Below are 12404 nucleotides of genomic sequence, written 5' to 3'. Positions count from 1 at the left end.
ACGGGCCGACGACCGGGCCGCCGCCAGCGCCTGGACGCCCGCCGTGACCCGGCACGGGCCGGTGACCGTGGCCGTCCTCGGCGGCGGCGACCCGCGCCGCGCGATGACCGTCCGCGACGCCGTCCGCGAGCTGCTCGGTGCAAGGAAGGGCCCCTTGTTAACGCGTTCGGTAGAGGAAGGGGCCCCGCTTAACACCACTGGGGGTCGGGTAGCGCTGGTGGGCGCCGGGCCGGGCGACCCGGAACTGATCACCGTCAAGGGCTGGCGGCTGCTCACCGAGGCCGAGGTGGTTGTCGCGGACCGGCTCGTGCCGGGTCTGCTCCTGGACGAGCTGCGTCCGGACGTCGAGCTGGTCGACGCGTCGAAGATCCCGTACGGGCCGTCACGGGCCCAGGAGGAGATCAACCGGATCCTGGTCGACCGGGCCCGGGCCGGCAAGGTGGTGGTGCGGCTCAAGGGCGGCGATCCGTACGTCTTCGGGCGCGGCGGCGAGGAGCTGCTGGCCTGCGCCGAGGCGGGCGTGCCGGTGACCGTGGTCCCCGGGGTCACCAGCGCGATCGCCGTGCCCGAGGTGGCCGGCGTGCCGGTGACCCACCGGGGCGTGGCGCACGAGTTCACCGTCGTCTCCGGGCACCTCGCCCCCGACGCGCCCGCGTCGCTGGTGCGCTGGGACGCCCTGGCCGGGCTGCGCGGCACGCTGGTGATCCTGATGGGCCTGAAGAATCTCGCCGCGATCGCCACCACCCTGATCGCGCACGGCAAGCCGGCCGACACCCCGGCCGCGGTGATCCAGGAGGGCACCACCGCCGCCCAGCGCACGCTGCGCGCCACGCTCGGCACCGTCGCCGCCGACGTCGAAACCGCCGCGCTACGCCCACCCGCGATCGTGGTGCTGGGCCACGTAGTCCACGCCCTGACCCCCTGACCCCCCGCCCCCCGCCAACCTCGCTGATCTTGCACTTGGCGCCCGACAGACGCCCGTTGTGCCCCCTTCGCCGGGGCGCAAAGTGCAAGATCGCGGGGGTGGGCGTGGGGTGGGGTGGGGCGAGGACGGCGGCGGGGATCCGGGGGTCCCCGCCGCCGTCGGGCGCTTCGGTCAGGTCACTGCTTGAGCATGTTGTCCAGGAGCAGGGCGCAGCGGATCAGGCCCAGGTGGCTGTAGGCCTGGGGGTGGTTGCCCAGGCCCCGCTCGGCGAGCGGGTCGTACTGCTCGGGGAGCAGGCCGGTCGGGCCGGCCGTGTCGACCATCTGGGTGAACAGCTCCTCGGCGTCGGTGCGGCGGCCGGTGCGCAGGTACGCCTCGATCAGCCACGCCGTGCAGATGTGGAAGCCACCCTCCCGGCCGGGCAGGCCGTCGTCCCAGTGGTACCGGTAGACCACCGGGCCACTGCGCAGGTCCGCCTCGATCTTGAGGACGGTGGAGAGGAAGCGCGGGTCGTCCCCGGCGAGCAGGCCGGAGATGCCGATCCACAGCGACGAGGCGTCCATCTCCTCGTAGCCGTAGGCGACGCTGTACGCCTCGGCCTCCGGGTGCCAGCCGTGCTCCAGCACGTTGGCGGCGATCCGGTCGCGCAGCTCGACCCACTCCGGCCGGTCCTCGCCACCGTGCTGCCGGACCACGTGCAGCGCCCGGTCGACTGTCATCCAGAGCATGACCTTGGAGAAGACGTGGTGCCGGGGTGGGAGGCGGGCCTCCCAGATGCCGTGGTCGGGCTCGTGCCAGCGGCGGCGGACCGCCTCGACCATGTTCTCCAGCACCCGCCACTCGTCCTCGCGGACCGAGCCCCGGGCGTCGGCCACCGCCGCGATCAGGTCGGCGACCGGGCCGAACACGTCGAGCTGGAGCTGGTGGTTGGCGAGGTTGCCGACCCGGACCGGCCGGGAGCCGGCGTAGCCGGGCAGCGTGTCGATGACCGCCTCGGCGCCCAGCTCGTAGCCGTCGACGGTGTAGAGCGGGTGCAACCGCTCCGGGTGCCCGCCGGTGCGGTCGACCACGCCGTCGATCCAGCGCAACAACCCCTCGGCCTCCTCGGTGGAGCCGAGGTCGACGAGCGCGCGGGCGGTCATCGCCGCGTCCCGCAGCCAGCAGTAGCGGTAGTCCCAGTTGCGGACCCCGCCCAGCTCCTCCGGCAGCGACGTGGTCGCCGCGGCGAGGATCGAGCCGGTCGGCTCGTGGCAGAGCCCGCGCAACGTCAGCGCGCTGCGGGCCACCAGGTCCCGGGCGGTGGTGGGCAGCCGCAGCGAGGCCACCCAGTCCTTCCAGGGCTGCTCGGCGGCGGCCTGCCGCTCGTGCACCGGCAGCCGGTGCGGCTCCAGGCTCTGCGTGCCGAAGCGCAGCTCCAGCACCACCTGACCGCCGGCGGCGGAGAGGTCCACCACCGCCTTCGCGGTCTCGTAACCGGCGTCGTTGGTGACCTCCCACTGGACGCCGGGGGAGTGCAACGCGACCGGCTCGTTGGAACCGAGCACCAGCAGCCCGTCGTCGAGCGGCTGGAGCTGCACCGCCACCTGGCCGAACTCGGGGCGCGGGGCGAACTCGACGCGGGCCCGGCCGGTGCCGCTGAGCACCCGGACCAGGGTCGAGTCGCCGCTGACCACGGCCGGGTCGTCCGGCGTGGTCTCCCGGACCGGCAGGTCGAGCCAGTCGGTCACGGTCAGCCCGGACCAGCGGGTCTCCACGGTCATGGTGTTGCTGCGGTAGCGCTGACCCAGCGGGATGCCGCCGCGCTCCGGGCCGACGGTGAAGTGCCCGGCCGGGCTGCCGCCGACCAGGTCGGCGAAGATCGCCGCCGAGTCCGGCTTCGGGTGGCACAGCCAGGTGATCTTGGCTTCCGGAGTGACAAGCGCGACGGTACGCCCGTTGGCCAGCATCGAGTGCCGCTCGATCGGCACCGCCCGCTCGCCGAACAGCCAGTGCCGCCGCGTCTCCAGCAGCAGTCCGAGCGCGCGGGCCGCCTCGATCGGCTCGGCCACCCGGTAGTCCGCCTGGGTGTCGCCGGGGCCGATCTTGATGCCGAGGTCCGGCCCGTGCAGGTTGCCGAACGCGTTCTCGTCGGTGACGTCGTCGCCGATGAAGAGCACCGCGCTGGCCGCGAGCTGCGTGCGGAGCTGGTCGACCGCGGTGCCCTTGTGGGTGGCCACCACCGACAGCTCGATGACCTCCTTGCCCTGGGTGACGGTGACGTCGTCCCAGGTCGCGGGCCCGCTGCGGACCGCCTCCACGGCGGCGGCGGCGATCTGCGGGTCGACCCCGCGGGTGTGCACGGCCACACTGGCCGGCTTCCGCTCCAGGCGGACCCCCGGATGCGCGGCGGCGATGTCCCGCAGCACCTCGCGGAGCCGGTGCCGGACCGCGATCAGCTCGGGGGTGAGCCGCTCGACGAAGCCGATGTCGAACTCCGAGCCGTGGCTGCCGACGAGGTGCACCTCGCTGGGCAGCCGGGAGAGCGTGGCCAGGTCACGCAGCGCGCGACCGGAGACCACCGCGACGCTCGTCTGCGGCAACGAGGCCAGGGCGCGCACCGCGGCGACCGACTCGGGCAACGGCACGGCCTTGCTCGGGTCCTCGACGATCGGGGCCAGCGTGCCGTCGTAGTCGCAGGCGACGAGGAGCTGGGGAACCCGGGCGATGCGGCCGATCGCGGCACGCAGTTCCGGGTCGAGCACACCACCGTGGGCGGTGGCGGTTGCGGGCGAGGTCACGCCACCTCCGTATCGGGGACGCCGAGCTCGCTGAGGAACGACTTGGCCCAGTGGCCCACGTCGTGGCTGCGCAGATGGCGCTGCATGACGCGCATCCGGCGGCGGGCCTCGGGTTTCTCGACGTGCACGGCCCGGAGCAACGCGTCCTTGACCGCGTCCGGGTCGTGCGGGTTACACAGGAACGCCTGGCGCAGCTCGGTGGCGGCGCCGGCGAACTCACTGAGCACGAGCGCGCCGCCCTGGTCGGCGCGCGATGCGACGTACTCCTTGGCCACCAGATTCATTCCGTCTCGCAGCGGGGTCACCATCATCACGTCGGCCGCGACGTACATCGCGGCCAGTTCGGAGCGACTGTACGACTGATGCAGATAATGCACCGCCGGCACGCCGACCCGGCCGAATTCACCATTGATCCGGCCAACCTCGCGTTCCACCTTCACCCGTAGTGCCTGGTAGTGCTCCACGCGCTCGCGGCTGGGCGTCGCCACCTGCACCATAACCGCGTCGGGAACTGTCAACTTTCCGTCAGCGAGAAGTTCCCGGAAGGCCTTGAGGCGAAGCTCGATGCCCTTGGTGTAGTCGAGCCGGTCGACGCCCAGGATGATGGTCTTCGGGTTGCCCAGCTCCTCGCGGATCTGCTTGGCCCGGGCCTGGATCGCCGGGTCCTCGGCCAGGCGCTCCATCTCCCTGGTGTCGATCGAGATGGGGAAGGCGCCCGCCTTCACCTGCCGACCGTCGACCTGGATCATCTGGCCCTCGTAGCGCAGGCCGAGCAGGTGCCGGGCCAGCCGGACGAAGTTCTGCGCCGCCAGTCGCTGCTGGAAACCGACCAGGTCCGCGCCGAGCAGGCCGCGCAGGATCTCGGTGCGGAACGGCATCTGCATGAACAGCTCGATCGGCGGGAACGGGATGTGCAGGAAGAACCCGATCCGCAGGTCCGGCCGCAGCTCGCGGAGCATCGCCGGCACCAGCTGGAGCTGGTAGTCCTGGACCCAGACCGTCGCCCCCTCGGCCGCCACGTCCGCCGCGGCCTCCGCGAACCGGGCGTTGACCAACCGGTACGCCTCGCGCCAGCGCCGCTTGTAGGCGGGCGTCTCCACCGCGTCGTGGTAGAGCGGCCAGATGGTCGCGTTCGACTGGCCCTCGTAGTAGCGCTCCAGCTCCTCGGCGCTCAGCGGCACCGGGTGCAGCCGGATCCCCTCCAGGTCGAACGGCTCGGGTGCGGCGCCGGTGCCGCCGGCCCAGCCGACCCACGTGCCCTGGTGCTCGGCGAGCACCGGGTGCAGCGCGGTCACCAGGCCGCCCGGGCTGCGCCGCCACTGCCGCCCCTCGGGTGTGCTCACCTCGTCGACGGGCAGGCGGTTGGCCACTACGACAAAGGAGCTACGGACGGTCACGATCGGCCACCTCCGGGTATGACGGGTCCACCGCGATGAGCGTACTGAGCGTAGCTGCGGCGTCTGATCCCCCGTGCCGGAGTTACCTACCCGTCCCACCACCGCCGAACCCACCGCGTGATCTTGTCGACACCGGGGGCTCAGAGGTCGATGATCGGCCACTCCTTGGGCAGCACCTCACCGAGCAGTTCCCGCCGGTCGCTCATGATCGGTGTGGTGGCCCGTGCGGCCTCCAACGCCACCTGGGCGAGGTCCATGCTCAGGAGCGTGCGCGACCAGCCGCCGAGGAACATGCACATGTCGTGCGCCACAGGGGTGACGACCACGTGGTCGAGATCGCCGAGGATGTCCAGCAGGCGCCAGCCGTCGACGGCCACCTGCCGGTACGCCTCGGCGAGACACAGCGCCGGCACGATCACCGTCTGCCCCCGGTCCGCGACCGTTGCGATCTGCTCCCCGACCGTCTCGGTGCCTTCCGAGTAGGCCAGCAGGCAGGCGGTGTCGAGCACCAGCCCGGGGTCAGTCACGGGTCGACCGTCCGCGCGACGACTCGCTCAGCAACGCGGCGGCCCGGGCGCGCAGTTCCGGGGTGATCTTCGCCTGGGCCTCGTCGAGCGCGTGGCCCGCGTTTGCGAGCCCGCCGTCGGACAGCCGGAAGCCGACCTGGCGGAGCGCGCGCCGGGTGCGCTCTCCCGCCATCCGCTGCCGCACGCTCTCGGTGACGAACGCGGAGACGTTCGGCTCCTGGGCCAGTCGTTCGGCCACGTCGTCGGGGACGCTGATGGCGATCTTCTTGGTCATACTGGAGACATTAGCGAGTAGTACCGGTAGCGGCAACGAGGCGCGCCGCCGTACCGCTCGGGTGGGGTGATGTGGGCGGGGCCGCCCGTACCTGTCAGGATTGACGGCGGCGTGCGCGCGGCCGGCTCCCGGCCGGCGGCGGCGGGTGGAGATCGACGCCCGCGCCTCGCGCCCCGCAAGCCCGCGATCGCAACCGACGGAGGTAGCCCGCACCGTGGCCCAGTTCATCTACGTCCTGGACAAGGCGCGCAAGGCGCACGGCGACAAGGTCGTGCTCGACAACGTGACGCTGAACTTCCTGCCGGGTGTCAAGATCGGTGTGGTCGGCCCGAACGGCGCCGGCAAGTCCAGCCTCCTCAAGATCATGGCAGGGCTGGACCGGCCGAGCAACGGCGAGGCCCGGCTGATGCCCGGCTACTCCGTCGGCATGCTGGCGCAGGAGCCGCCGCTCAACGACGCCAAGACGGTCCTCGGCAACGTCGAGGAGGCGGTCGCCGAGACCAAGGCCAAGCTGGAGCGGTTCAACAAGATCGCCGAGCAGATGGCGACGGACTACTCCGACGAGCTGATGGAGGAGATGGGCAAGCTCCAGGAGGAGCTGGACACCGCCGACGCGTGGGACATCGACTCCAAGCTCGAACTGGCCATGGACGCGCTGCGCTGCCCGCCGCCGGACGCCGACGTCACCAAGCTCTCCGGTGGTGAGCGCCGCCGGGTGGCGCTGTGCAAGCTGCTGCTGGAGGCACCCGACCTGCTGCTGCTCGACGAGCCCACCAACCACCTGGACGCGGAGAGCGTGCAGTGGTTGGAGCAGCACCTGGCCAAGTACGCCGGCACCGTCCTGGCGATCACCCACGACCGGTACTTCCTGGACAACGTGGCCAACTGGATCCTGGAGCTGGACCGCGGCCGGGCCTACCCCTACGAGGGCAACTACTCCACCTACCTGGAGAAGAAGGCCGCCCGGCTCTCCGTCGAGGGGCGTCGCGACGCCAAGATGAAGAAGCGCCTCTCCGAGGAACTGGAGTGGGTCCGCTCGAACGCCAAGGCGCGGCAGACCAAGTCCAAGGCCCGCCTCGACCGCTACGACGAGATGGCCGCCGAGGCGGAGAAGACCCGGAAGCTGGACTTCGAGGAGATCCAGATCCCGCCGGGCCCGCGCCTGGGCAACACGGTCATCGAGGCCAACAGCCTGACCAAGGCGTTCGGCGAGCGGGTCCTGATCGACAACCTGTCGTTCTCGCTGCCGCGCAACGGCATCGTCGGCATCATCGGCCCGAACGGCGTCGGCAAGACCACGCTGTTCAAGACCATCGTCGGGATGGAGCAGCCGACCAGCGGCGCGGTCCGGGTCGGCGAGACGGTCTCGCTGTCGTACGTCGACCAGAACCGGCAGGGCCTGGACGGCGACAAGACCGTCTGGGAGGTCGTCTCCGACGGGCTGGACCACCTCATGGTGGGCAAGGTCGAGATGCCGTCCCGGGCGTACATCGCCGCGTTCGGCTTCAAGGGGCCGGACCAGCAGAAGCCGACCAAGGTGCTCTCCGGCGGCGAGCGGAACCGGCTCAACCTGGCGCTGACGCTCAAGATCGGCGGCAACGTCATCCTGCTCGACGAGCCGACCAACGACCTGGACGTGGAGACGCTCTCCAGCCTGGAGAACGCGCTGCTGGAGTTCCCCGGCTGCGCCGTGGTCATCTCCCACGACCGGATGTTCCTGGACCGGGTCGCCACGCACATCCTGGCCTGGGAGGGCGACGACCAGAACCCGGCCAAGTGGTTCTGGTTCGAGGGCAACTTCGAGGCCTACGAGAAGAACAAGGTCGACCGCCTCGGCGCCGAGGCCGCCCGGCCGCACCGGGTGACCTACCGCAAGCTCACCCGTGACTGACCGGTTCGTCTACCACTGCGCGTTGCGCTGGTCCGACCTGGACGCGTACGGCCACGTCAACAACGCCCGCTTCCTCACGCTCTACGAGGAGGCCCGGGTGGCGATGATGTTCGCGGGCGGCCGGGCGTGGGGGGTGGGCTCGTTCGCCGACGGGGTGGTCATCCGCCGGCACGAGGTCGACTACCTGCGCCCGGTCGACTACGCGCTCGGCCGGGCCACCGCGGAGGCGGCACCCACCGTGCGGATCGAACTCTGGGTCGACGAGATCCGCGCCGCGTCCTTCTCGGTCGCCTACGAGCTCTACGACGGCGACACGCTGGCCGGCACCGCCCGGTCGGTGCTGGTGCCGTTCGACCTGACCGCCCAGCGGCCGCGCCGGATCGCACCCGAGGAGCGGGCGTTCCTCCTGCGCTACGCCCCCGGGCTCGACGGATGACCGGGCCGGCGGCCGGGCACGGGCTGACCGGGGCGGCCGACGCCGGCGCCTTCCTGGCCCGGCTGGTCCGGCTCGACCCGGCCTCCCCGGTGCGGCTCCGACCGGTGCCCGGCACCGGTATCCGCAAGTTCGTCGACCCGCTGCCGGTCCCCGGCCAGCCGGCCACCGCCGGGCTCGGCGCCCGGCTGCCGGTCGCGGTGCCGGACACCATCACCTGGCCGGGCTGCGACTACTACGAGATCGGCCTCCAGGAGTACGCGCAGCGCCTGCACCGGGACCTGCCCGCCACCCGGCTGCGCGGCTACCGCCAGCTCAACCTCGGCACGGACGCCACCGGCCACAACACGGTGAGCCCGCCGGACCGGCCGTGGCACCTCGGCCCGATGATCGTGGCCCGGCGCGGCCGGCCGGTACGGATCAAGTTCATCAACCAGCTCCCCACCGGGCGGGCCGGCGAGCTGTTCCTGCCGGTCGACGAGACCGTCGACGGGGCCGGCCCCGGCCCGCTGGACGGCCCCGCGCCCTACCCGCAGAACCGCGCGGTGCCGCACCTGGCCGGCGCGCAGACCGCCTGGATCAGCGCCGGCAATCCGTGGCAGTGGGTGACCCCGGCCGGCGAGATCACCCCGTACCCGGTCGGGGTGGGCGTCGTCCCGGTGCCGGACATGCCGCCGCCGGGCGCCGGCGCGACCACGCTCTACTTCCCGAACGAGCAGAGCGGCCGGCTGATGTGGCTGCACGACAACACGCTCGGTCTCTCCCGGCTCACCGTCTACTCCGGGCAGCTCGCGCTCTACCTGCTCACCGACCCGGCCGAGGAGCGGCTGGTGGACGACGGTGTGCTCCCCGCCGACCAGCTCCCGCTGGTGGTCGAGGACAAGACGTTCGTGCCCGACGACGCCCAGCTCGCCGCCCAGGACCCGACCTGGGACCGCCACCGCTGGGGCGCCAAGGGCAGCCTCTGGCACCCGCACGTCTACCAGCCGCGACAGAACCCGTACCGGCTCAGCGGCGGCAATCCCACCGGCCGCTGGGACTACGGGCCGTGGACCCACGACCCGGACGGCGGGGCCACCCCGTGGGTCGCGCCGGTGCCGAACCCGCACCACGACCCGGTCACCGACCCGGACGAGCCGCCGCTGGTCCCGGGCGTGCCGCACCCGTCGGCCGTGCCCGAGGCGTACGGGGACACGCCGCTGGTCAACGGCGTGGCCTACCCGTACCTGGAGGTGTCACCGCGGGCGTACCGGTTCCGGATCCTCAACGCCTGCGCGGACCGGGCGCTCAACCTCCAGCTCTACCGGGCCGCCTCGGACGGGCCGATGTGGACCGACGACGGCGCGCCGGCCGATCCCCGCGCCGGGGAGGTGCCGATGGTCGAGGCGGTCCGGGCCCCGGGCCGCCCGGCGTACTGGCCGGTGGACGGGCGCGACGGCGGCGTGCCGGACCCGGCGGCGGCCGGCCCGGAGCTGATCCAGATCGGCAACGAGGGCGGCCTGCTCCCGGCGCCCGTGGTGCGGCCCAACCGGCCGGTCGGCTACCGGTACGACAGGCAGGACCCGACCGTGCTCAACGTGGACGGACACGCGCTCCTGCTCGCCCCCGGGGAACGCGCCGACGTGGTGGTCGACTTCTCCACCGTGCCACCGGGCAACACCCTGATCCTCTACAACGACTGCCCGGCGCCGCTGCCCCGGTTCGACCCCCGCTACGACCACCACACCGGCGCGCCGGACCACACCGCCGCCGGCGGCCTGCCCCCGGCCCGCCCCGGCTACGGCCCGAACACCCGTACCCTGCTCCAGATCCGGGTGACCGGCACCCCCGCCGAGCGGTACGACGTGCGCCGGCTCGCCGCGCGGCTGCCCGGCGCGTACGCGCAGAGCCAGCCGCCGCCGATCGTGCCGCAACCGGCGTACGACGCGGCGACGGGCACCCGGACCGCCCGGCCGACGCTTGTCGCGGCGCGGGCCGACACGGTCACGTTCACCCCGACGGGCGCGTCGGCGCCGGTCACGCTGCCGCTGGCGGTGAAGTCGGTCGGGCAGGTGTTCGAGCCCCGGCACGGCCGGGCGGTCGGGCGGCTCGGGGTCGGCCACCCCGCCACCGGACCGCTGGCCCGGACCGCCCTGCCGCTCGGCCCGGTCGACCCGGCCACCGAGGTGCTCCATGTCACCGACCCGGCCGTGCCGGTGGGCGCGGCCGCCGACGGCACCCAGCTGTGGCGGATCGTCGGCGGCGCCGAGCGCACCCACCCGGTGCACGTCGAGGGCTGCGACATGCAGGTGGTCAACCGGGTCGGCTGGGACGGCACCGTCCGCCCGCCCGACCCGGGTGAACTGGGCTGGAAGGACACCGTCCGGGTCAACCCGCGCGAGGACGTGGTGGTGGCGCTGCGCCCCGTCGTGCCCACCCTGCCGTTCACGGTCGGCGACAGCGTGCGGCTGCTCGACCCGACCCGGCCGGCCGGCGCACGACTCGACGCCAGCCCGGTCAGCCCGGTCGACGGCCGGCCCACGGTGGTGGTCAACCAGCTGGTCAACCTGGGTTGGGAGTACCGCTGGCAGACCCGCTCGGCGGGTCTGCGCGACCAGGGCATGAGCCGTCCCCTGGTGCTGCGCGTGGCGCCGGTGGCACCGACCGGCCTGACCGCGACCCCGGCGCCCGGCTCGGCCACCGCACTGCCCGCCATCGCGCTGGCCTGGACCGGCAACGGCAGTCGCCCGCCGGCCACCAGCCACCGGTTGCAACGCGCCACCGACAGCGCCTTCACCTCCGGGCTGACCGAGATCACCGTGGCCGCCGCCGCGACCCGGTACACGGACGCCACCGTCACCCCCGGCGTCTCCTACCACTACCGCATCCGCGCCGAGAACGCGGTGAGCTGCTCGGCCTGGTCGAACAGCGTGCCGGCCGCGGTCCGGCTGGCCGCCCCGGAGCGGCTGGCCGCCGTGGTGCCACCGGCCGCGCCGCTGCGGGTGTCGCTGCGCTGGACGAACCGCTCGTTCGCCACCGGGGTGGACGTGCAGCGGGCCACCAACCCCACGTTCACCAGCGGGCCGGGCACCACCGCCATCGCCGTCGGCGAGACCCACCTGGACCCGGCGGTCGCGCCGGACACCACGTACTACTACCGGGTCCGCACCACGTACCTGGGCGCGGCGTCACCCTGGTCCACGGTCGCCGCGGTGACCACCCCGCCCCGGCCCGCCACGCCCACCACCGTGGCCGTCACCGCCGGCGCGCCCGCCCCGGACACCGCCACGGTCACCCTGACCTGGTCGGCGGAGCCGCTGGCCGGGCCGGGAGCCGGGTTCGTGGTGCAGCGCGCCACCGACGCCGCCTTCGGCCGGGAGGTGGCCACGTTCAGCGTCACCGCTCGCGGCTTCACCAACACCGGCCTGGCCCGGGGCGCCACCTACCACTACCGGGTACGCGCGACGAACGTCGTCGGCACCTCCCCCTGGACCCCCCCGATCCAGATCACCACCCCCGCCTGACAGTGCGCCTCGACCGGCCGACCCGGGCCGGCCGTCCTCGGCCGATCGAAACGGTCGGTTGGACCGACCCCCGCTCGCGGAGTCGGCATCGGTCGATCATGAGGTTGGCGGCGGGATTCGAGATCGACATCGCCGCCACCCTCATGATCGACAAGGATTGACCGGCCCCGACCACCCGAGCCAGTCGAGCAGGGACTTGACGTCAGGGCCGGCCAGGCCGACCGCACGAGCTCCATCGGGCCGGAGTTGCCCGGGCAGGCCGGACCCGGGGTGGGACGGGTCAGGAAGTGCGGAGGGGGGTGCGGAGTTCGGCGAGGGCGGAGGCCACGCCGTGCAGGAGGTCGGTGGCCTCGGTGAGGCGGGCGGCGGCGGCGGCGTGCTCGACGGTCGGTCGGGCGTCCTCGGCCACGTAACCGGCCGCGGCGACCACCAGCCGCTCGTAGGCGGCCACCCCGTCCTCCAACTGGGTGACGAGTGTGGCGTGCACCTCGGCGAGCGGGCCGCGCGGAGCCATGTTCAGCGCGCGTTCCACCCCGGCCACCCGGCTCGCCAGCTCCCGCAGGGAACGGTCGGCCTCGGCCGCCTCCCGGACCGCCGGCTCGGCCAGCCCGGTCATCCGTCCGGTCAGCCCGGCCAGGGTGAGGGCGGCCCGGTCCAGGCGGGCCCACGGCTCGGCC

The 12404-nt window shown here is 73.2% G+C and carries 8 protein-coding genes and 1 pseudogene; 4 read left to right on the top strand and 5 right to left on the bottom strand.

What is annotated here, in order from left to right:
- On the top strand, positions 1-925 hold a 925-nt coding region (gene cobA, locus HUW36_RS14660), incomplete at its 5' end, for a uroporphyrinogen-III C-methyltransferase (protein ID WP_174528668.1).
- A gap of 176 nt (positions 926-1101) precedes the next feature.
- Here the strand turns inward: cobA and otsB are convergent.
- The 4 genes from otsB to HUW36_RS14640 form a co-directional block, all read right to left on the bottom strand.
- Entirely contained in the window at positions 1102-3702 is a 2601-nt protein-coding gene (gene otsB / locus HUW36_RS14655; protein WP_174528667.1) for a trehalose-phosphatase, read from the bottom strand.
- Entirely contained in the window at positions 3699-5099 is a 1401-nt protein-coding gene (locus tag HUW36_RS14650) for an alpha,alpha-trehalose-phosphate synthase (UDP-forming) (RefSeq protein WP_091571680.1), read from the bottom strand. Before HUW36_RS14650 ends, otsB begins: the two co-directional genes overlap by 4 nt.
- 140 nt (positions 5100-5239) lie before the next feature.
- Entirely contained in the window at positions 5240-5626 is a 387-nt protein-coding gene (locus HUW36_RS14645; RefSeq protein WP_174528666.1) for a hypothetical protein, read from the bottom strand.
- Entirely contained in the window at positions 5619-5900 is a 282-nt protein-coding gene (locus HUW36_RS14640) for a hypothetical protein (protein WP_174528665.1), read from the bottom strand. Before HUW36_RS14640 ends, HUW36_RS14645 begins: the two co-directional genes overlap by 8 nt.
- Positions 5901-6114: 214 nt before the next feature.
- Between HUW36_RS14640 and ettA the strand changes: the two genes are divergently transcribed.
- From ettA to HUW36_RS14625, 3 genes and pseudogenes are all read left to right on the top strand, one after another.
- Positions 6115-7791: an energy-dependent translational throttle protein EttA gene (ettA, locus tag HUW36_RS14635; RefSeq protein ID WP_174528664.1), complete on the top strand. Its 1677-nt coding sequence runs from the start codon at positions 6115-6117 to the stop codon at positions 7789-7791.
- Entirely contained in the window at positions 7784-8227 is a 444-nt protein-coding gene (locus HUW36_RS14630) for an acyl-CoA thioesterase (RefSeq protein ID WP_174528663.1), read from the top strand. The genes ettA and HUW36_RS14630 overlap by 8 nt, the downstream gene beginning before the upstream one ends.
- 104 nt (positions 8228-8331) lie before the next feature.
- Positions 8332-11727: pseudogene (locus HUW36_RS14625) on the top strand (fibronectin type III domain-containing protein); the annotation flags it as partial.
- Positions 11728-12007: 280 nt separating this feature from the next.
- Here HUW36_RS14625 and pspM read toward each other — a convergent pair.
- The coding region (pspM, locus tag HUW36_RS14620) for a phage shock envelope stress response protein PspM (protein WP_425487237.1) at positions 12008-12404 on the bottom strand (397 nt) is incomplete at its 5' end.

This window comes from Micromonospora maritima (assembly GCF_902825405.1).
Classification (GTDB): domain Bacteria; phylum Actinomycetota; class Actinomycetes; order Mycobacteriales; family Micromonosporaceae; genus Micromonospora; species Micromonospora maritima.
This window is presented reverse-complemented; position numbering and strand designations above follow the sequence as displayed.

Excerpts from the sequence above, each read along its gene's own strand:
- HUW36_RS14640 (WP_174528665.1), bottom strand. The coding sequence starts at position 5,900 with ATGACCAAGAAGATCGCCATCAGCGTCCCCGACGACGTGGCCGAACGA.